Below are 21070 nucleotides of genomic sequence, written 5' to 3' on the forward strand. Positions count from 1 at the left end.
TCTCACGCCTAGCCGATCTCGTCGAGGGAGCCCGCATCGCAACGTCGCCGCCAGACACTTATGGGTAACTGCAAGGTTAGCAGTAGGTTTACGCGAGCTTGTAAGTTTCTCGAAATTGAGGACTTACGCTTCCATGACTTACGCCATGAAGCCATTTCGCGACTATTCGAAATGGGCAAAACAATCCCGCAGGTAGCAGCTGTATCTGGCCACCGAAGCTGGCAGTCTTTGCAGAGATATACACATCTGCGGAAAACCGGTGATAAGTTTGGGGACTGGAATGGATGGGGTTTGTTGGAACATGGCAGAAAGTGAACGTGACCAAGCGTTCAGAAAATAAGTGTTGGTTGCGGGAGGGCGCAACCATTGTTGCCTACCTAGCCTGCGATGTGCGATTTGACGCCTGTTACTACTACCTAAATGCACATCAGAATCTTAGCTTTTGCTCTAATCCGCATCCATGCAAACACATATTCCATGCCCAGCCCCTAAACCCGGCGCAGATAAAGCGTTATGTGATCCGCAAATCAACCGCGTTTTGCACGCGATGCGAACCAATCGGCATTCAATCCACAATACAGCAGCCATAAAGTGTGCCGCTGACTCCGTTCAAGGGCGGTTTTTGTAGCGTGATGCCCATTGGGTAAACTGTGTCTGACATACCATCTGAGCAGGTTTCTAAGGTTACTGTGGCCGTATATGGGCTTGCCAAGAGCTGAAACGGATAACCGCCACTGGGTGCGGGGGTCGCTTGACTCAATGTTGTGATTGGATCCGCGCCATTAATCAGTGACGTGTACTGAACGGCCCCGTCCTCAGCAATAGTTAGGGTCCAATAGGGTTCCGTGCCGCGACAAGTGGTTCCCAAGGGAAAGCCTGAGGGTGTTGATAGACCACGCAATTCCGCCGACCGCGTAAGATAGGTCGCGTTGACATACCCGATTTGGCCGTTCAGCGTGACTTGCACCCAGTTGCCAGAAGCAGGCGCTGTCACATTGACCACCGTCCCCGCCATAAAGCCACCAATACGTTTGCCAGACGCCCTTGGCGCATCCCGCACCCAAAGTTTATCCTGTGCGTCAATGCCTGTCACCGTGAAGAACCCGGGCAAAGGGCCACCGCCTGGCGCAGATGCCGTCGGCTCTGACGCCATTGCTGCCAGATAAGCGGTGCTAACCCACCCTACGCCACTATCAATCGTTATCATCCCCCATTTCCCCAACCGATCAAGCTGGATCACATGAATCTGCGTGCCATTAGGCAACACGCCCAACGCAGCGAACGACTGCCCAGCACCGTCCCGCACGACCAAACCACCATCAGGGTCATTCGCCGGTATTCCAGTAATGATATTCGAGCCGGGCAAGATACCGCCTCCTTGGCCGTTAAACTGGCTCTTGGCTTGAAATGCCGACAGATACTTTGCTGAAACCCAAGCATCCCGCCCGCGATACCGGATCTGCGCCCAAGTGCGGGTGCTGTTATATCCCCGCACCTCGACCTTCTCATTGCGACCAATATCGCCAATATCGGCATAACTCGCCCCCGGCCCGCTACGCACATTCAATGTGTCCCCGCGCCCGACCCCGACCACCTGCATCGTCTCGGCTTGGCCAAAGCCCACCATCAGGGCAAAAACACATGCAGTTAGAACAAGTAGATCTTTTAAATTGGAAGACATGGGAACCTCGGAAAAATGAACATTGCTAAAAGGCTGGCCCGCACCTCATGCGCGCACCAAATCAAGGTCAAAGACCCTCTGCTTGCAGTAACCTGTAGCAATCTTCTGCGGCGCGCACCTTGGTGCCATTGGCGAGGCTTCAACGGTTCTACAAGGCTTTGGGCGGGCTTAGCTTTTGCATTTCCAACGCTTCACCCGCCCCTCACAGCGGTGTCCTAAAACGAAACTTCGACTTTGAACTTGGCTGGTGGGAATTCAAAGCTGAATTTGATTTTGATGCTTTGCGGCTTGTCCAGGGGCCCCTTGCCTTCCGTACCTTGAATACGGGCAACGATTTCGTCGATCTGCCCGTTTACCGCTTTTGCATCTTTCTTCAGGTAGGCCTGCGCCTCTTTGGCATCTTTGGATCGCGCAATTTCGCGGTTAATCCACTCCGTGATCCAGCGTTTTAGCCCAGGGCCGCGGAGCGTTTTTTCATCAATACCTTTCAGTGTCGTTTCGCCTACAATTTCACCAGCAAAGGCTAGGTTTGGCAGCGCCATAGCCGGAACTGCGACCACAAGAGCCACTGATTTTTTCAGAAAGCTTCTACGATTTTGCATATCTTTTTCCTTCAATAGACAGTCATTTTAGACAAACACACAGAGCATTCCGCGCGCTTCACTTGTTGTGAAAGACATACCTGACGCTATAGCGCACGTCGGCATGGCTGAACTTCACTTCAAATTTCAAATCCTTCTTGCACTCGCTGCACCAAGTTTCATCCAGCCCCGCCAAGGCTGCCTCGACAAACCCATCCCTGGCATCCAAGCAACCCTTTGTTACTTAATACAAATACCGTTCAGATTGATGAGACACTTCTCCTCCACATCGGTTCCATCTCCTTTCTGCGGTGGCATGATGTCAATTGGGATGCACTTGCCATTGATCATCGGCAGGCCGTTGGTACAGCCGCATTGTGTTGCCGACAGTTTTTTGGCGTTGCGCTGGTCGATGCACACACATTGATCACCACGCTTGCGCGTTGAGGCTGCATCGCATTTCAAGGCTGTGGTATCCGGCAACGCATCGGGCATCGGATGCGGCACAGGTTTGGGGTCGACGACAGAGGGGGCAACGCAGCCACGCCCCTTGACAAACCGCGTACCGTCCATGCACTGGCATGTTGTGGCATTGCGCTTGGCCATATCGGCAAACCGACATTCGCACCCTTCACCCTTGCTTATCGTACTGGCCAGATCACATTGTAACGGTGGGGCGGGCATTGGTGGCAGCTCTGCAATAACACAAGACTGCGTGCCCGCCTGTTGCAGCGGCAGACCAAGGGCCAAGAATAACGCATCGTCAAAGTTACGACTGATCGGCAAGCCAAGCGTGGCTTGCAACTGCGCCAAGGCCGCATATGTGCGCGCGCCAGGCAAACCGTCGACAGGCCCCGCGTTCAAACCACGCGCGTTCATCACCTGCTGAATGGCCGCCACCCGTTGCTTTGGTTCATCAGGAATACCAACGGCGGCGCAATTTTCAAACGTCCCGCCCCGCCGCATCCCTGAGACCGTAACCGACAGGTCCAGATGGCTGGTCGCGGCTGGGGCTAGATTCAGCAAGGTATTTTCACATGATACGGCCCCCGCCGCGGGCCGAGCGCATGTCCAGCCACCGTCTGACAACAGGTTTGCGGCACGCATCGCAGGCCGACCAATGTCTGTCACCGTCAACGGCCCGACATAGGCACGGTTGCCCGTATTCGTCACCGCCAGCCGAAAGCCGCACTCATAGGTTTGGCTTTGACGGTTGGCCACGCAGGCCGATGTTTGAGACTTGGTAATGGCAAAAGCAGGTTTTGGTTCTGGTACTACCGGCGGCATTTGCGCATCCAACGGCTCATCATCACCAGCATATATCTGATCCGAGATCGGGATGTTCAAAAGTCCCTGTTGCGCGGCGATCAAAGCCGGAGTGAGGCTCTTTTCGTCGGTCGGGCAATAGGCTGCCGCGATCTTTTGAAACACGCTCAATGAATCCGCCGCATTGCCAATGGTAATCAAGTCGGTCGTGAACGGATCAATGGCGGTATTGCTATTCGCCGCGATGATGGAACTGGCGCCAAGCGCGTTTGCAAGCACCTGCGAAAACTGATTTGGGCCGATGACAATGCCAATGATCCGGCTGCCCGCCCCTTGAATTGACGCCAACACCTGCGGGGAAATGGCCCCGCCTTGGCCGTCCGTAATAAGGAAAACAAGAGGCCGTGGCCATGTAGCTGAAACGACCGGCACCGAGGCAACCAACCCAGCGTTCCAATTTGTAGCACCAAAGGGCTGAATTCCTTGGGTTGCCGCTAACAAGGTTTGCGACGGCAAAACCTGCGCCGGTGAAATCAGGTTGGTCGCAAAATGGTTAAACACTGTCAAAGACGCCATAGACCCGCCGCCTTCAAACGCAGCATATGCCCCCGCCAATGCGGCCTTTACTTGATTCATCCGATTGCCTTGGGACATTGAAGTCGAAATATCGACGATATAATGCGTGTTCAGGCTGCACGACGGGCTAGAGCCAGTAGCGGGGAATTGCGGTTGGGCGGGCAGGTCTGGCTGAACCGCGATTGTACCGCTGTCAAACGTGCCGGTTCCACCCAGATTGGGCACAGCGGGTAAACCACCGCCAACGGATGCAGCCAAAAAATTCAAAGGCACACAGGACTTTCCGCCCGCCGCAGGGCCATGCAGCCCCAGTGATGCAACATCGACAAAACCGCAGTTTTGCGCCTGCGGGCTGCCAAAGGGCCGACCTGCCACACCGGCAAACACGCCGATATAAGGGATGACCAAAGTGCCGCCAGCCGCGATGACATCATCCGTCATCAAATCGCAAGCACTGGTAACGCCGCCAGCTATCTGGCCGCCAGTGCAACTGTTGCCGGCCGCAGTCAACTGCCCCGAAACCGCCGTTTGCATCACCGAAGACATCAACTCATCCGTCACCCGCAACGGCTGACCAGCGGGCAGGTTTTGCCCCGTGACCGTCAAGGTGCAGTCAACGGCCCATGTACCATCTGGGCGTATTGCTGTCGGCGCACACGCCTTTGCAAGATCAATCTGTGGGGGCAATACTTCTGGCGGCTCGGCGATAACAAAGCAACTGCTTCCCACCTCTGGCGGCAGTCCGCTGGCATCTGGCTGACCCAAAAGGATTGAGGCGCAGTTTTCGGCACCATGAAGATCTGCGGCAGCGCCAACCAACACATTGACCGTCACCGCCGAGCTGCCCGAGGCTGGGAATTGGTTGCCCTGAATGCTGCAATAAGGCTGGGTTCCTGCAACCGCATAAGGCGGGTTTGAACAAACCCAAGGGTCCGCCGAGCTGATGCTTTGGATTGAACCTGCCGCTGGGTTTTGCCCAAAATGCATATCTTCAAGCAACCATAATGGTCCGGTGAACGGCAGCCCACCGTTAGAAACGACCAGCGTGCATTCATAGGGTTGCACCCAAAAGCTTGGTGAAAAGACCATTCGGTCCCCTGCGGGCTTGCAGGTTTTCTCAACGTCAAAGGCTGCAACGGGCTTTGACTCTGGTTCTGCGATATCCACACAAGGTGCCGAGGCAACCTCTACATCACCCAGTTTTAGAGCCGCGCAATTTTTAAAATCTTCTTTCTCAAGCACTGCATTGGGTATCACGAACATGCCCGCGATCTGATGCCCGCTGATGCCGTTGAAATCGGCAGGCTGGATCGTGCAGTCGGCCCCATTCGCAAAATTGGGTGTGGCGCATTGCCATCCATTAGAGCCTTGCAACATTAGTAGATAGTCCAGCGCAGGCGCACCCGACACGGTCGAAAACAGCTCTGACAATGTCAGGGGTGCGGTGATCGGATCGCCACCCGTCTGGATGATTTGGATCGTGCAGATATAGCGTTGCGCGTCTTCATATGTGACCGGCGCATCGCAGCCTTTCTTCAGGCTAAAACTTGGCGGTGTGGGCGGCTTGTTGTCGGGCTTCCAAGACACTTCTTCGCAATTTCCGCGCAGCTTTCGGGATTTGCCGTCCACAGCACTGTAACTGCCGCTTACGCAATTGCGCCAGTTAATCGGGCCGTCACCGGCAGCGGCAAACAGTGTAAAGGTCACCTCTTCGATGCCACTAGGGGCAAAATCGGCACCATTAATGCTGCAATCGGTGGTTTGTGCAGGCAATGAGAACGAACAGCTCCAGCCCGATCCTTGTTGCGCCATAGAAACGATTTGCGCCGCACTGCTGCCAAAGACCGCCGTTGCGTCTTCGGTAAAGGTAATGCTGCCGCCAAAGGGTACGGGCGCCGCCGTGACCTTGATATGGCAGACCCATTCCATCCCTTCTACCCCGTCGCGCTTTTGCGCTGTGGCAGCATCACAGGTCTTTGAAATATGGCTTTCCTTAGGCGGGTCGCGCACCACTTGGGGTTTGATGTAGGCATCAACGCAGGACAGCCCAGACTCAATGTCTTTGGTTGGCGTTGCCGCAATGCCGCGCGCACAGTTCTGCCATTTGATAGGTGTATTGGCGTCGGTCACTGCGGTGAAAAGCTGATAGCTGACCACATGCGGCACGAGCATGGCACTGCCATTCATTGGACAGGTCAGTTGATCAGTGCCGAGGCCAGTGCAAGACGGCTCGGACGCAAATAGGAATTGCGCCGCACCGATAGAGATGTTCGAGGCGTCATCTTCTAGCACGAAACTGCCGACGAAAGGCGTTGGGCTCACGGTGATTTCGGCGCGGCAGGCCCAAGTGTAGCCTTGCACGCCAGCAACCGTTGCCTGCACTGGTTCGTCGCAGGTTTTCTTTAGCTCGACCTTTTCGGGATGATAAGTATCAGGGTCTCCTGGAATGTCTGTGTACGGCGGCACATCAATCGCCACACAATAATCGGGCAATTGCTGCGGCGTTCGATCTCCTTGGGCAATCCATTCGGAAGCAGATAGCGGCACAATAGCCTCAAGAGCGCAATTGGCCACCTGTGGCGTATCCGGCCCAACAGTAAACTGGAAGGTCGTGTTCACAACCGACGTGCCCCCCGCAGAGATCAAATCGGCCGCAGGCAAGGTGCAAATGCCCCCGGAAACGCCGTTTTGATCGACGCAATCCCATGGCTCGTTTGACGTGACACTGCCTGTGCCCCCAAGCAAAGGACCGACAAGATCCGCAGACCCAGACATTGCGCCAAACGCGTCCATGAACCCCGCAAATGAACCGGTCGGTAGGTTGTTGCCTGTAATTGTAATCTGGCAATTTAGCGTCATAGGCCCGGATGAAACCTGTTGCACAGGATCACATGTCTTGGCAATTTCCAGGCCCGGTACGAAAGATGCCGTTACGCAATTACCGTCCAACCCGACAGGTTCCGACGCGCCAAAGCTATAGCTGCCCAATGTACAGTTTTCAGCCATATAGGACTCTTCGATATCAATGGTGCGCACGAAACTCTGCACATCAATCACGCCAGCGCCGTCAAAAACCGCACCATCCACCGCGCAAGACTGGCCAGACGTGCAGGTAATTCCAGCCTCGGACGAGGTCATAGAGATAAGTTGCCCTGACGTGCTGGAAAAGTTCTGCGTTGGCAGGTCATTGACCGTTAGAATGCCACCAAACGGGATGGGTTGGGTTGTCACATCAATCTGACAATTCCAAAATTGTCCGGCATCGCCATCCAACACTCCTGCGATTGGGGCCTCGCAGGTTTTGATAAGTGCTGATTTTTCCGGTGTAAGAGGTGGCGCTGACGGCGAGGTTCCGCTGCAATCCAGCACAACAGAGGCATTGTCCATATTCACACTATGGCCCAATTCAACCATATAGGCATAGAGCTGTCCCGGCTCGACCGGAACTTGATAGGAGATGGGTGTCCAAGGGTAAGTTTGCGTCGCACCTGCGGGCAAGAGAAAGGCAAATTCCGCGCTATCATATTGGGCAATCAGCCCCTGCACGTCCAAGGTTGTTGCAGCATCTGCCACGGCATAACCCGATGGAAAGATTGTGATTTCGTGATCGACAGGAAAGATGGCCAATCCGCCTTGTGTGTTGAAATAGGTCCCCGCATTAGGAGGCACAGGAACCTCCACCCCCGTTAGCAAAGGCCCGTTGCGCCCGTGGCCTTCGCGGTTCGTGACATAGATTGTCGCTGTGGCAGTCCCCCGACAGGTTGGGGTGAAATACTGCCAGCCCAGTTGCGGGACGCTGCCGCTATCAATATAATACTGCATCACGTCGGCGCCCGCATTAGATGCGTCAGATTCAGGGCCGCGATCTAAATAGTCGCCACCACCGGGGCCATCGACAGCCACCAGATTGTGCGAATTTTGAATAACCAAACCTGCCGGTGTCGCATTCGCAAAGCGCCATGGTGGCAAATCTTTTCCCCAACGATCACCTACCTGTGTCTGCGGCGCGCCATCAAACCCACCGTCCCCTAACAAGTTTTGCGCGAACGCATCTACCGGCAGGCTGAAACCAAAAAATGCTGCAAATAAAAGAGGTTGGGCTATGCGGTGGAGCATTGAAAATAATCCTGTCACTTTAAAAAACAATACGTCGATCAGCAATCCGCCCACAACATAAGGTGTGCCCCCCCTTTTCCGGCAGGCATCTACGCCAACCCTAAGGCGCAAAAAAAGACGTGCATACTACCATATGGGTATTCACACGGGCTTTTTGTGTTGGAAGTTCTGAAGCGTTGCGCCAAACTGACTGGAAGCCCTTTTCTGGACTGTATCAGTCGACACAATGCATTAATTCTGTTTATTCTGCATGGAGTTACCTGATTTCGGTGTCACGGCAATCAGGTGACCCTTCTATTGCCAAAGAAGCTTTTCTTGCGACCGCCTATCATATTTTGGGCATTGGAAATTGTATCGGAGCAACGATGAAACCTATTTTGATCGAACTACAAGCCAAGCTTGACCTCGCCGTCGAAGACGCAAAACACTGGGATGACGTGCTTGAAGTTGTGGTCGAATTATTTAAAGCAACCGGGGCCCTCCTACCCCCATCCAACCCGCAATTTCGGGGCTTGTGGATGGCCGGCACCAAAGAAATGAAAAATGCGCTTGTCGAATACCTTGCTGACAATTGGCATCAGAAAGACCCACGCGAAGGCGTTCTAAAGCTCATGCTTGAGCATGGATATGCCACGGATGACGACGTTTTCACCGATCGCCCAACCAAAGCGAAACACCCATTCTATCGGGATTTTCTTCGACCGCACAATTTTGGAAACGTCTGCGTTATTCGCATTTTAACCCCCAATGGATACTGGCCGTTAACCATTCATTTCAGCAATGACCACCCGCCGCTGACCAACGACGACATCACCCTTATCAAGACCATACAGCCAATGTTTGAGGCTGCCGCAAAACGTGCAGACGAAGCTGCACATAAACGCATTCATGCCTTCGCAGAGTTTTTCAAAGATTCAAAATCTGAAGTCTTTATTTTTGACGCTGATGGTAACCAATGCCTTAGCGTTGATCACACCGGCCGCATCAAATCTGTCAAAAAACTGAGCAATCTTTTGCCTAGTCTGATCAGCAATGCCCTCGTCGACGACTTTAAATCGATCCTGGCCAGTGATCCCAATAAATCCCTGAGCAATGCCTATCAATTTAGTGAAGATGAAAAGATGATTAGCGTTTTGGTGATTCAGATTCCACCAAGCCTACGTCACTTCTTCACGCCATTTAAGGCCTGTGCAATTCGCTGCGTCTCAACCGATACAACAGCGACAAAACACTCAAAGCTGCGCAAAGATTTCTCACTGACAGCGAATGAGATCAATATTGTCGAGTTATTGGCCTCAGGAAATACGTCAGTTAAAATTGCAGGCCTCTTAAATGTAAAACCTGCGAGCATTCGTCAACGCCTAAAAGGCATATTTCAAAAGACAGTTGTAAACAGCCAAGTCGAACTGATCGCACTCTACGCTCGACTTTAACATCGGCCTTTAGCGCCAATTGCCCCCCATTGGACAATAGTTGTCGCGACGCGCGCAATATCTTTACAGATTATAATATTTTTTAAATAAAAACATGATGTTATATGTAGATTCCCGCATGATTTCATTGTGATTTTATGAAAATATGGGGTAGGATTTAGGCCAGTAATTCGTCGCCTGCAGTCGCCTGCATTGGTGTTTTACACCTCAGGGCGGCTTGCTGCAATTGCGTGTCATAAAGATGGACATGGCGCATTAGCGCGGGGCTCATCATGCGTAAACATTTCAACTGGTCCACCCGATGGTTTGCGCCGTTTCTGGCTGCTGTCGTCGCCTATGTCTTCTTTGGGCTGCAAGCGGTGCCCAATGAATTGGAATTGCCATTTCACAACGTGCATAACGGCTTACCGCTAGACGCGATCTGTCGCGTGATCGAGGTTTCGGTGTCCGAAGCGCTGGACCGCCCTGCCCCCGAACCTTTGCTACTGCAAAACCACGTGCTGACCTGACACAGACGTCACGCGTTGTTGTCAGCTGACCTTGAACGCGAACACATCGGCCGGAAACATACAAAAACCCATGCGGCAGTTTGCTGCGATGTAGGCTTTTGCCCCCCGGCGTTTGATCGTGCGATCCATTATTTGAGCACTGGCGCAAACCGCAATTTGCTGTGTGGTGGGGGGGGCAACCTATCGACAACGGCCTACCCCCTCTCGATTATCGAAAACCAGCAAAGCCCGCCTATCTGTAGTATCAAGTCACTTGGCGCCAGTCTTGACACCCCCAAATCAGCTCCTGTTCGCGCGGCCTGAAACCGTTGGCCAGTCTGAAAAAGCCAGAACATACAGGAAAACCAAATTCGCAACTGGGATGAACATCAGCAGGCTCCACCATCCTGAAAAACCTGCCTTAGTGGATATCTTCCAAAATGGCAGGACAAACAGCAAAGCCATCACCAGCAGCCCAAGCGGGCCTAGGCCCATACCACACCCCATAAAATAGTCATTTTCAGTCCAACGCATAATGCTTTCCTTTCTTATGCTTAGCCTTGGTTTGCGCCCGCGCTAAAACGGTGCCGATAATAGGCCCGCTTCACCATTTCGGTTGTCGCGACATAGGCAAAGACTACGGCCAATCCGGTCAGAAAAAGTGGCAGCGGCAGGGGCGCAAGCTCCATCCACACCGCCACCACGCCAAGATACGGCAAGGCAAGCGCCATCAGAAAAACGACAGCTGTGGTCAGCACCAGAACGCGCCCCGGATGGCTTTTCCAAAACGGGTGCGCCGTGCGTAGAACCAACACGACCGCCAACTCGGTTAACAGCGAGACGATAAACCAAGTGCTTTGAAATTCGACCTGGGTGGTGTGGAACACCAGCACCAGCAAACCAAAGAGCGCGAGGTCAAACACGGTGCTGATCAGCCCAAATACGATCATGAAACGGCGCAGCCCCCCTATATTCCAGCGCGGTGCCGAGGACACTGTTTCAGAATCCACTGTGTCGGTAGAAATTGCAATTGAGGGAATATCGGAGAGGAAGTTGTTCAGCAGGATCTGGCCCGCCGTCAGCGGCAGAAACGGCAAAAACAGTGTTCCGAGCGCCATGCTGATCATGTTGCCGAAGTTGGCGCTGGTGGTGATTTGAATGTATTTCATGGTATTGGCGAACGTGCGGCGGCCATCAACGATCCCTTGCCGCAGCACATCCAGATCGCGATCCAGCAGTACAATATCGGCGCTATCGCGAGCAACATCCACCGCGCCCTCTACCGATATACCGACATCCGCCGCCTTTAGTGCAGGCGCATCATTGATACCATCACCCAGATAGGCAACGCTATGCCCCCGCGATTGCAACGCGCGCACGATACGCTCTTTTTGCTGCGGATCTATTTCGGAAAAGATATCTGTAGCCTCGGCCAGATGCCACAGCGCCTCATCCCGCATATCTGCCAAATCTGCCCCAGTCAGAAATGCACTGCCAAGGCCCACTGCAGCACCAACATGCGCCGCAACATGCCGGTTGTCGCCGGTGATCACCTTGACCCGCACTCCAAGTGCTGCCAATGCGGCAAGGGTCTCGGTTATGCCCGGTTTGATCGGGTCGAAAAACTCAAAAAAACCTGCAAAAACAAGCCCTACTTCATCCTCGTGACCGTAATGCGCCTTGGCCGCAACTTCGCTTGTGGCAATCCCCAAAACGCGAAACCCTTCGGCCCCTTGCGCCGCGTAATAGGCAATCAGTTTTGCACGCATGCTATCGTCAAGCGGCTCCGGTCCCTTTGCCCCTTGTACGCGGTTGCAACAGGCAAGCACCTCATCAAACGCGCCTTTACTGATGATCAGGTGCTGGCCCTGTGATCCAGTTTCCACCACGATTGTCAGCCGCTTGCGCAGGAAATCATAAGGTATTTCATCGATCTTTTGGGCGACAGGCGGGGCAAAACCCCGCGCCGCGGCACTGGCGAGGATGGCTGCATCCAGCGGATTCTCAATCCCTGTTTCCAGCGCGGCATTGATTTGCGCCAACTGCAAAACCTTGTCCGAGGGCTGACCTTCTGGGCCCATGGCCGCGCTTAGTTCTACAACGCCACGGGTCAGAGTACCGGTTTTATCCGTACACAAAATATCGGCGCTGCCCAGATTTTCAATGGCGGCCAGCCTGCGCACGATAACCCCTCGGTCCGCCATGCGCCGCGCCCCCGACGACAGCGTAACGCTGATAATAGCGGGCAACAGCTCTGGCGTCAGACCAACGGCAAGTGCTACAGAGAACAACAGACTTTCTACCACGGGGCGGTCCAGCAACAGGTTCGCCAGCAACACACATATGACAATCACCATCATAACACGCGTCAGCAGATAACCGAACTTACGTATCCCGCGTGCAAAGTCGGTTTCGGGTTCGGCTCGGGACAGACGCGCGGCAATCGCCCCGAACGCCGTGACACGCCCGGTTTGAGCGACAACAATTCGTGCCGTTCCACTGCGCACCGAGGTTCCTTGAAAGACCATATTGGCCCGGTCTTGCAGCGTCGCATTAGGCAGCACCACGCCTGCCCGTTTTTCAACGGGAAAGGACTCACCCGTCAGGGCGGCTTGCGCCACCAGAAAATCACGTGCCTCAAGCACAATCCCATCGGCAGGGATAAGATTGCCCGCCGCCAGTACCACAATATCGCCGGGCACCACCTGAACCGTGTCAATCTGCCTTAACGCACCATCCCGTACCACATTGACCTTAAGCGATAAGCGCCCGCGCAAATCCTGCACGGCTTGTGAGGCGCGAAATTCCTGCACGAACCCCAAGGCTGTGCTGCCAAAGACAATTGCCAAGATGATCGCGGATTCCGACCATTCATGCAGGACCATCGAAACAACAGCTGCAAAGATCAAAATCAGGACAAGCGGGCTTTCGAACTGCCGCAGCAACAGCTTTACCGCGCCATCATCGCCCTCCTCAATGATCCGGTTTTCGCCATACTCAACTATACGCCGCTCAGCCTCACCTTGCGCTAGGCCATCTTTACTCGAACCCAGACGCACCAGCAGATCGGTGGTCTCGACGGCCCAGTATTCGCGAACGTTGCTCATGCCATTGGCCCAACCGAGTAACAGGCCCGCCACATGGCATTACGATTGGTCGCTAGAATTTCAGAAGCATTGCACCTTGAGAGGACTGTAAGCATCGCTGAGTCTTTCACATTGGTGGGCGTGCCACCTTTACCCTACTGTATATTGATATGGACAGATTGCCCCAAATCAAGACGCTTCGCCATCGCAGCACCGAGACCAAAGCCCAACTTAGTCAACCTTGTCCTTGGGTGATTTTGATTGCAGTCGCCGGTAGCCTTCGGCATCGCCATAATCGAGGAAGTCATGGTAATGACGATGCACGCCCGGCATACGTTTGGCGTGTTTGATCGGGCACCAGCGCTTTTCAGTGCGCGCTGCAATTTCAGTGGCATAGGCCATTAGCCCATTGCCATAGGAACAATAGGCGCAGTTCAGCTTTTCAACCGCATTCAGATAAGGCAATTGATCGCGATCAAAGGTAATGTAACCAGCTCTTTTTACCTTTTCGATTCCGTAAACGGGAAAACAAATCGTTTGGTAAATCGTCACAAACAAGTCCAGCAGCAAAAAGGGAATGATCATCGCGTAAATGATCGGGGCCGTCAAAACTACCAAGGGATGCGCGCCAACCAGATAGGGCATCAGCTTTCGTTTCAGCAATGCGTGCTGCCGTGCAACGTCTTGTGCAAAAGTGATTTTACGCTGCTCAATCTTAAAGTTGAATTGATCTTGGCGGTGAGCAAACTCTTGCTCCAACTCATCTTGCAAAAGGTGAATTTGCGCCACGAGGGCTGTAATTTTATCCGTCATGTCCTGTCTCCCTTGGTCGTTCGGCACCGGTTTCGGCAAAACCTAACGACCTCACGGGCTTTTTGCGCGTGAAATCGGGGCAAACTCCAAAGGCGTGATGGTTTCTTTTTCCAGCAACAAGGTGGCACCAGCTTTCAGATCGACCATATGCGTGGTCAAAATGGATTTGGCATTGGCATAGGCGTCCTCGATCAGTTGGCGCACGGCCAAATCTACCTCACGCGCGGTTTGTTCGGAGTAATCCCGCCCCGCAATGCCAAAGGGAGATTGGTCAAGGTATTGGCCGTGCTTTTCCTCTAGAACCGCCTGACCAACCGCTGCAGACATCCCAAACCGCGTAACGCATTCGCGTGCAATATCAGTGGCTTTGGCCAAATCATCCGATGCGCCGGTCGAGATGTCGCTGAACACCAAATCCTCGGCGGCACGGCCTGCCATAAGCACCGTCATGCGGTCTTTCAATTCAGAAAAGGTGATCAAAAAGCGGTCTTCGGTGGGGCGTTGCATCGTATAACCCAACGCCCCGATAGAGCGCGGAATGATCGACACTTTATGCACCGGATCAGCGTGCGCCACATTGGCTGCGGCCAGTGCATGCCCCATTTCGTGATGTGCCACGCGGGCGCGCTCGGCGGGGCCAAGCACACGCGATTTCCGCTCAACGCCGGCCACAATCCGTTCTACCGCCGCCGTCAGGTCGGCCATCGTGACCGTGTCGCCATCGCGGCGGGTCGCCACGATCGCGGCCTCATTCACCAGATTGGCCAGATCGGCGCCAGTAAAGCCCGGCGTAAGGGCCGCAACCTGATCCAAATCGACGTCTTTGGCCAGCGTGATGCGCTTTGTATGGACGCGCAAAATCTCGGCGCGGCCTTTGCGTTCGGGGCGATCGACCACGATCTGGCGATCAAACCGACCTGCCCGCAGCAGTGCTGCATCCAGTACCTCGGGCCGGTTTGTGGCCGCCAAAAGCACGATACCCACCCGAAGGTCAAAACCATCCAATTCAGACAATAGCTGGTTCAGGGTTTGCTCTTTTTCATCGCCGCCCCCATAACCTGATATGGCGGAACGCGCGCGGCCAAGCGCGTCCAACTCATCAATGAAAATAATACAAGGCGCAGCCTTTTGGGCCTGCTCAAACAAATCACGCACGCGGGCAGCGCCGACGCCGACAAACATCTCGACAAATTCTGACCCCGAAATTGAGAAGAACGGCACGCCCGCCTCGCCCGCCACCGCGCGGGCCAGCAGTGTTTTGCCAGTGCCGGGCGGGCCAACCAGCAAAATGCCCTTGGGGATATGCGCGCCAAGGCGGCCGTATTTGTCTTTGTCTTTCAGGAAAGACACAATCTCTTGCAACTCGGCCTTGGCCTCATCCACCCCGGCCACATCCTTAAAGCTCACGCCGGTTTGCGTTTCCAGATAGACCTTAGCTTTGGATTTGCCGATGTTCACCAGTCCGCCCAACCCTTGCCCACCCTGCATACGGCGCATCAGAACCATCCAAAGCCCAAAGAAGATCAAAACGGGCGCAACCCAAGAAATCAGGTTGGTCATCCAGTTCTGGTCTGATCCGCCGGTGAATGCGACTTTGGCTTTTTCCAATTCCGCAGCAAAGCTGGGGTCGACACGGTCGGCGACAAAGTAATCCTTGCCCTCGACGGGTGCGGTAAACTTGCCATTGATCATGCTTTCGGTGACAGTGACCTCGGCAACCTTGCCCTGTTCCAGATAGGTTAAAAACTCGCTATACTGCAGCGGCATTACAGTGCGGTAGCCCATCCAAACCTGAATACCCAACCAAACAAGCGCGGCAATGATCCAGAACGTCCAATTGAATTGTTTTTGCTTATTCATTGTTACTACTCAAAAAAGATGGGCTTGGCTGGACGCGGCCATCGCGGGACATTGCCTAGCGGTTCGGCTTGGCAGATCAGCCATAGCGCCCCCCCTTCAGGGGGCGTTGTAGGGTGTGGGGCTGGCCAATCCACTGACGAAATCGCAATGGTCGTCATTCGCTCCAGTCATGCACATGCACATCACGCCCGGAATGACCTTTCAAAATCTTGACGGCGAGGTCTTGCTTGGCTGTGTCGGTAGTTCGAACCCACAGCAAAATGCCCCCCTGCCGGATTTGATCGGCGTAGTAATCCTTATGGTGCTGGCCGACACGCCGCGCGAGCACGGCGCCAACCACTGCGGCAGGCCCGCCACCAATCGCAATCGCCGCGATTGAAGCCGCCAAGGTGCTGAGAGGTGTCAGCATCGCCGCCATGGCAATGTAAGACCCCAAGAAAAAGAACCCGCCCGCAACAGCGCCTTCCAACTCGCCAATGGCTTCCTCGGACACGAACGCTGCACGCGGTGCGTCGGGGTTGTCCTCCAGGTCCTTCGCCTGCCAATAGGATTTGCCCAGCTTTTCTTTCATCGCCTCTTTGTCGCCCAGCAGGCTGATGTCATAGCGGCTGAACCCCGACATCATCAAATCATAGATCGCGGCTTGCAGGGTTTCAAAATTGTCAAACACGCCGACAGCTTCGGGGATATTGATATAGGTCGTGTGGTCAGTTTTTGGATCTTTGGTCATAATCGGCCTCGAATGATTTTAGAAAAGTTTAATCGGGCAGCATCGCCGCGATCGGAAAACGTCAACTCGCCGGGTCATCTGGCCCGTGCATCCAGATCGCATAGCGGGGGTCGTTTTCCAGCATCTGCAACCGGCGTTTCAGCGCGGCATTTTCATCGGCGAGCGACAGCACCACCGCGACACCCGGCATGTTCAGCCGCAAATCGCGTTGCAGGCGTTGCACCTTGTGGACGATAGTGATGCTGGTGCTTTCAAACCGCCAAACGGCGCGGCCTTCGCCTTGGGGGTCCAGAATACCTTCGTCGACCAGTTCGATCACCCAATCCGCAGAAGACCCGCAAATCCGGCATAAATCAAGCAGCGTCAGCGGTTTAACAATTTCGCACATTGGCACGAGGGCAGTTGAATCGGGCATGGTTTATCCTCCCAGTCTTGCGCGCGGGTCAAAATCCATCTCTCGCGCCATCTGTTCATACAATTCGCGGGCTTTGGTGCTTTCGCTTGGCGGAATGACGATTTTGATCACGGCATACAGATCGCCCGCATGTTTGCCCGGAATGCCGCGCCCCTTTAGCCGCAGCTTTTTGCCCGATTGCGCGTGTTTCGGAATGTTCAGCTCCACATCGCCGCTAGGGGTTGGCAGGCTGATTTTCGCGCCCAAAGCCGCCTCCCATGGCGAAATAGGCAGGTCCATGAACACATCGCGACCCTCAATCCGGTAGGCTTTGTCATCCTTGATCGCCACTTCCAAAAACAGATCGCCCGCCTTGCCCCGACCAATCCCGGCCGAGCCTTTGCCCGCAATTCGGATATGCTGTCCGTCGATCACCCCTTTCGGGATAGCCACCCGAATGGAGCGTTCGCGCAGTACCACATGGCCATCGGGGTCAAGCTCGGGGGCGCGCAGGGTAAAGTCGCGGGTGCCGCCGCTATAGGCTTCCTCTAGCGTGATCACGATTTTTGCATGATGATCTTGCCCCGGCGCGCTGAACTGGCGATCGCCGCCCCTGTTTTGTGCGGGCTTGCCTTGACGCGCGAATAATTCATCAAAGAACGCCCCAAATTCATTCGGGTCGGCGCCAGTATAGCCGCCGCCCGAAAACTCAAACCCTTGGTCCCAATCGGGTGGCGGCCTAAAGGCTTGGCCCTCTTTGTAATTGGCGCCCAACTGGTCATAGGCCGCGCGCTTTTCGGGGTCTTGCAACACCTCATACGCCTCGCCCACATCCTTGAATTTCGCTTCGGCTTCGACCGCACCGGGCCCGGTATTCACGTCAGGGTGGTATTTTCGGACCAGCTTGCGATAGGCGCGCTTGACCTCATCTTGTGGTGCTGTGCGCTCGACACCCAACACCTTGTAATAATCCTTGTAATCCATCAGCCTATTCGCCCCCATGCAGCAACTCTAGGACAGTCTCTACCTTTTCGTAAGCTTAACCCAAACCGATCACCCCTAGATTGACATAGCGCAACTCGCCCGCATTACGTTTGTGTATGATCACGCAAAAGACACGGTATTGGGCCGATCCGCCTTACGTCGGAATTGTGCCCCAATAGCACCCCAAAGTCTCCCTCTTAAAGCGCCGCGTGCATGAGGCCGAAGGCCGCGGCCGCCGCGCCTTCGCGTGGTTTCAATCCGCGCGCCGCCTCGGCGCTTTGGTCTGGCTACTGCCCGCCCATGCGTCCAAAATGCCGATGCTGCGCGGCCTGCCGCAGGGCGTGGGCGAACGGCTGCACCTGCATCGCCCGACAAACCAGGTCGACCTGCTCTGGTGTATTGATGAGACCTTGCGCGCGGCCTAGTGCCTTTGGTGATTGCCGAACCCTCGCAGCCGCTGGCGCTGACCGCCGGTCGCCGTTTTCAGCTCGCGGCTGAGGCGGGCTGCACCACGGGGCTGATGCTGATCCAGACCGAAGCCGGCAGCAATGCCACCGAGAGCCGTTGGAAATTTGAACCGCAGGCCAGTGATGCAGACTCGGCTCTGCATCACTGGATATGCAAAAGGAACAAAAGTGGAACTTTAGAAATCTGGGTGTTGAACTTGAATGGCGCGTCGACTGCTTTCCATATGGTTTGTGAGGCTGGCGAGCGACACCAGCCCGCGGGACAGGATCTGTGTGGGGCCCTTTGCCCTGGCCTTTCAGTCGGACAATTTCGTCCATCTCCCGACAATGGCAACCAAACATTCTCGATGTTCGTCAATCCGCGCACCCATTTTTGGCCCGTTCAACATTCGGCTGCACGGGATCGATGTCACCCGGCACACCAAAAACGACATCAACGCCGTATCCGATTAACATTTCAACAAGAGTATCTGCACCGCGCATGTTGGTCCTTTCAGTCACTATTCTGCATTGCACATTCATAGTTTTTCGGTTCGGTCGCCAGCCGCAGAGCGTCGGACTTTGACGCGTTCGCCGACGATTCGACGGAACGAGTAGGCCATGCAGTCCGTTGGCGGTGCTCGGAACGCATGTGCATTCACACGCGACAGTGGGTCTTGGGTTAGCCACTCCAGAACCAAGCCACTGAACTTGTGGGGCTTTTACTTCAGGCGAAGGTGCGAAAAACAAACCCGCAGTGGATTGTACCAGCATACGACAAGCCGACAGTTGGTTTGGTTCTGCAGCTCCAAGATTCCTTCAACCAAGCCAAGAGGCTGGCCTTTGACCGGATTCACGCCTATTTACTATGCTTAGAAGAACTGAAGTCGCCGCCACGGAAGGCATCAATACAGGTGGATGATACGTCGCCAATGCCAATTCCTATCAGGTCAACATGCAGATGAAAGTCGCACTCTGGCAAACCGCTCCCGGTAGCGATATCGACCGCTGCCTTTCTCGTCTTGGCTCGGCGGTGGCGACAGCGGCCGCCGCGCATGCTGACCTATTTGTATCCCCGGAAATGTTCATTGGGGGATATAATGTCGGGGCTGAAATGGCCGCTAAAAACGCCGCGGTCTTTGAGGCCGTACAAGACAAGCTATGCAGTCTTGCCGTAGCGCATAACATCGCCTTGGTTATTGGGTTGCCCTCACCCAATGCGGACCTGCCTTTCAACAGCTGCATCGCCATTGATAAAACCGGCTGCCCACGCGCACTCTATCACAAAACCCATTTGTTCGGCGCTGTCGACCGCGCCCAATTCGCGGCAGGCGACACATTGTCTCCTGTGTTTGATCTGTGCGGTTGGCGGATCGGCCATGCGATTTGCTATGACATCGAGTTCCCCGAAGTCGCCCGGGATCTCGCCTTGCGTGGTGCCGAACTGATCGTCACCCCCACCGCAAACATGGAACCGTTCGACAGCGTGGCTGCGCGCCTTGTGCCAGCCCGGGCCGAAGAAAACGCAGTCTATGTTGCCTATTGCAACTATGCGGGCACCGAGGGTGCTTTCAATTACAACGGCTTATCATGCCTCTGCGGCCCTGATGGCGGTGATCTGGCCCGCGCGGACAAGCACCAGACAGGCCTGTTTTATGCAACCCTTGACCGCGCAACCTTGCAGGCCGCGCGGCAAAACCAGCTTCACCTGCGAGACCGCAGACCCGATCTTTATGGAAAGCCCACATGAAACCTGTAACCGTTTTCGGCCCAGACTTCCCTTTTGCCTATGATGACTGGATCAGCCACCCCTCGGGTCTTGGCACATTGCCTGAAAGTGCTTTGGGCGCAAAAGTGGCAATCATTGGTTCGGGTGCGGCGGGCGTGATTGCCGGATACGAGTTGATGAAGCTTGGCCTGCGCCCCATTTTGTTTGAATCCGGCCAGTTCGGCGGCAGGCTCCGGTCGCAACCGTTCGAGGGTGTTGACGGCGTAATCGCCGAGTTGGGCGGCATGCGCTTTCCAGTCTCGTCCACCGGCTTTTATCACTATGTCAACTTACTTGGGTTAGAGAGCGCGCCTTTCCCCAACCCACTTACCCCTGCTGCGGGCTCTACCGTGATCGATTTGTTGGGCCAGACCCATTATGCCAAAACGCTTGCCGACCTGCCCCCGATGTTTACCGAAGTAGCACAGGCCTATACTGCCGCGCTCGAGGAAGGTGCAAATTTCAGCGCATTAAAACAAGCCCTGCGTGACCGCGACATTCCCCGCATCAAAGAGATATGGGACCCGCTGGTGAAAGCGTGGGACGAACGCACATTTTATGACTTTGTCGCATCGTCCGACGCATTTCAAAAGCTGTCCTTCCACCACCGCGAGGTGTTTGGGCAGGTCGGCTTTGGCACGGGCGGTTGGGATTCAGACTTCCCCAATTCCATGCTGGAAATTCTGCGGGTCAACGTCACGGAATGCGACGATCACCAGCGCTATATCATCGGCGGCGCAGAGCAAGTTCCCCGCAAACTATGGACCCATTGTGTTAATTGTCACTGAGAACTGACCCGGCGGGGGTGCGGACGAAAACTTGGACTATCTTGGAGATAGTTCATGTAT

General features: G+C 54.8%; 16 protein-coding genes and 1 pseudogene. 6 read left to right on the forward strand and 11 right to left on the reverse strand.

The features are described from left to right. Positions 1–75: 75 nt before the first annotated feature. Positions 76–315: pseudogene (locus ACEN2J_RS18590) on the forward strand (tyrosine-type recombinase/integrase); the annotation flags it as partial. Between the two features lie 250 nt (positions 316–565). Here the strand turns inward: ACEN2J_RS18590 and ACEN2J_RS18595 are convergent. From ACEN2J_RS18595 to ACEN2J_RS18605, 3 genes are all read right to left on the reverse strand, one after another. Next, entirely contained in the window at positions 566–1681 is a 1116-nt protein-coding gene (locus tag ACEN2J_RS18595; RefSeq protein WP_442107948.1) for an SH3 domain-containing protein, read from the reverse strand. 215 nt (positions 1682–1896) lie between these two features. Further along, a complete protein-coding gene (locus ACEN2J_RS18600; protein ID WP_442107949.1) occupies positions 1897–2283 on the reverse strand; it encodes a hypothetical protein in 387 nt (128 codons plus the stop codon). Between the two features lie 219 nt (positions 2284–2502). After that, positions 2503–8073 carry a hypothetical protein gene (locus ACEN2J_RS18605; protein ID WP_442107951.1) on the reverse strand — a complete coding sequence of 1857 codons (5571 nt, stop codon included), beginning with the start codon at positions 8071–8073 and terminating at the stop codon, positions 2503–2505. A 266-nt stretch (positions 8074–8339) separates the two neighbouring features. On the opposite strand from ACEN2J_RS18605, the gene ACEN2J_RS18610 reads away from it, so the two are divergent. After that, positions 8340–9653, forward strand: a complete 1314-nt coding sequence (locus ACEN2J_RS18610) for a helix-turn-helix transcriptional regulator (protein ID WP_442107952.1) — start codon at positions 8340–8342, stop codon at positions 9651–9653. A gap of 272 nt (positions 9654–9925) precedes the next feature. Next, a complete protein-coding gene (locus ACEN2J_RS18615; protein WP_442107953.1) occupies positions 9926–10162 on the forward strand; it encodes a hypothetical protein in 237 nt (78 codons plus the stop codon). A gap of 279 nt (positions 10163–10441) precedes the next feature. Here the strand turns inward: ACEN2J_RS18615 and ACEN2J_RS18620 are convergent, their stop codons facing one another. From ACEN2J_RS18620 to ACEN2J_RS18650, 7 genes are all read right to left on the reverse strand, one after another. Continuing rightward, positions 10442–10675 (reverse strand): hypothetical protein, encoded by a 234-nt coding sequence (locus ACEN2J_RS18620; RefSeq protein ID WP_442107954.1) that lies wholly within the window; start codon positions 10673–10675, stop codon positions 10442–10444. A 20-nt stretch (positions 10676–10695) separates the two neighbouring features. After that, entirely contained in the window at positions 10696–13248 is a 2553-nt protein-coding gene (mgtA, locus tag ACEN2J_RS18625) for a magnesium-translocating P-type ATPase (protein WP_442107955.1), read from the reverse strand. Positions 13249–13458: 210 nt separating this feature from the next. Then, positions 13459–14040: a hypothetical protein gene (locus tag ACEN2J_RS18630; protein WP_442107956.1), complete on the reverse strand. Its 582-nt coding sequence runs from the start codon at positions 14038–14040 to the stop codon at positions 13459–13461. Positions 14041–14091: 51 nt separating this feature from the next. Continuing rightward, the gene (gene ftsH, locus ACEN2J_RS18635; RefSeq protein WP_442107957.1) at positions 14092–15900 is read right to left on the reverse strand and encodes an ATP-dependent zinc metalloprotease FtsH; all 1809 of its coding nucleotides are present in this window, start codon (positions 15898–15900) and stop codon (positions 14092–14094) included. A 154-nt stretch (positions 15901–16054) separates the two neighbouring features. Next, entirely contained in the window at positions 16055–16630 is a 576-nt protein-coding gene (locus tag ACEN2J_RS18640) for a hypothetical protein (RefSeq protein WP_442107958.1), read from the reverse strand. A gap of 61 nt (positions 16631–16691) precedes the next feature. Beyond that, positions 16692–17045: a chaperone modulator CbpM gene (locus ACEN2J_RS18645; RefSeq protein WP_442107959.1), complete on the reverse strand. Its 354-nt coding sequence runs from the start codon at positions 17043–17045 to the stop codon at positions 16692–16694. Positions 17046–17048: 3 nt separating this feature from the next. Then, positions 17049–18008: a DnaJ C-terminal domain-containing protein gene (locus ACEN2J_RS18650; RefSeq protein ID WP_442107960.1), complete on the reverse strand. Its 960-nt coding sequence runs from the start codon at positions 18006–18008 to the stop codon at positions 17049–17051. 209 nt (positions 18009–18217) lie between these two features. On the opposite strand from ACEN2J_RS18650, the gene ACEN2J_RS18655 reads away from it, so the two are divergent. Next, entirely contained in the window at positions 18218–18433 is a 216-nt protein-coding gene (locus tag ACEN2J_RS18655) for a hypothetical protein (protein ID WP_442107961.1), read from the forward strand. Between the two features lie 396 nt (positions 18434–18829). On the opposite strand, the gene ACEN2J_RS18660 is transcribed toward ACEN2J_RS18655, so the two are convergent. After that, the gene (locus tag ACEN2J_RS18660; protein WP_442107962.1) at positions 18830–18958 is read right to left on the reverse strand and encodes a hypothetical protein; all 129 of its coding nucleotides are present in this window, start codon (positions 18956–18958) and stop codon (positions 18830–18832) included. A gap of 451 nt (positions 18959–19409) precedes the next feature. Between ACEN2J_RS18660 and ACEN2J_RS18665 the strand changes: the two genes are divergently transcribed. Both ACEN2J_RS18665 and ACEN2J_RS18670 read left to right on the forward strand, forming a co-directional pair. Continuing rightward, positions 19410–20204, forward strand: a complete 795-nt coding sequence (locus tag ACEN2J_RS18665) for a carbon-nitrogen hydrolase family protein (protein ID WP_442107963.1) — start codon at positions 19410–19412, stop codon at positions 20202–20204. Beyond that, entirely contained in the window at positions 20201–21010 is an 810-nt protein-coding gene (locus tag ACEN2J_RS18670) for a flavin monoamine oxidase family protein (RefSeq protein WP_442107965.1), read from the forward strand. The genes ACEN2J_RS18665 and ACEN2J_RS18670 overlap by 4 nt, the downstream gene beginning before the upstream one ends. Positions 21011–21070 lie beyond the last annotated feature (60 nt).

Source organism: Pseudorhodobacter sp. W20_MBD10_FR17 (assembly GCF_052119765.1).
Lineage (GTDB): Bacteria > Pseudomonadota > Alphaproteobacteria > Rhodobacterales > Rhodobacteraceae > Pseudorhodobacter.

Bases quoted from the DNA above. Each gene is read 5' to 3' on its own strand.
- ACEN2J_RS18595 (WP_442107948.1), bottom strand. From the start codon at position 1,681: ATGTCTTCCAATTTAAAAGATCTACTTGTTCTAACTGCATGTGTTTTT.
- ACEN2J_RS18600 (WP_442107949.1), bottom strand. From the start codon at position 2,283: ATGCAAAATCGTAGAAGCTTTCTGAAAAAATCAGTGGCTCTTGTGGTC.
- ACEN2J_RS18615 (WP_442107953.1), top strand. From the start codon at position 9,926: ATGCGTAAACATTTCAACTGGTCCACCCGATGGTTTGCGCCGTTTCTG.
- ACEN2J_RS18620 (WP_442107954.1), bottom strand. From the start codon at position 10,675: ATGCGTTGGACTGAAAATGACTATTTTATGGGGTGTGGTATGGGCCTA.
- mgtA (WP_442107955.1), bottom strand. From the start codon at position 13,248: ATGAGCAACGTTCGCGAATACTGGGCCGTCGAGACCACCGATCTGCTG.
- ACEN2J_RS18630 (WP_442107956.1), bottom strand. From the start codon at position 14,040: ATGACGGATAAAATTACAGCCCTCGTGGCGCAAATTCACCTTTTGCAA.
- ftsH (WP_442107957.1), bottom strand. From the start codon at position 15,900: ATGAATAAGCAAAAACAATTCAATTGGACGTTCTGGATCATTGCCGCG.
- ACEN2J_RS18640 (WP_442107958.1), bottom strand. From the start codon at position 16,630: ATGACCAAAGATCCAAAAACTGACCACACGACCTATATCAATATCCCC.
- ACEN2J_RS18645 (WP_442107959.1), bottom strand. From the start codon at position 17,045: ATGCCCGATTCAACTGCCCTCGTGCCAATGTGCGAAATTGTTAAACCG.
- ACEN2J_RS18650 (WP_442107960.1), bottom strand. From the start codon at position 18,008: ATGGATTACAAGGATTATTACAAGGTGTTGGGTGTCGAGCGCACAGCA.
- ACEN2J_RS18660 (WP_442107962.1), bottom strand. From the start codon at position 18,958: ATGCGCGGTGCAGATACTCTTGTTGAAATGTTAATCGGATACGGCGTT.
- ACEN2J_RS18665 (WP_442107963.1), top strand. From the start codon at position 19,410: ATGCAGATGAAAGTCGCACTCTGGCAAACCGCTCCCGGTAGCGATATC.
- ACEN2J_RS18670 (WP_442107965.1), top strand. From the start codon at position 20,201: ATGAAACCTGTAACCGTTTTCGGCCCAGACTTCCCTTTTGCCTATGAT.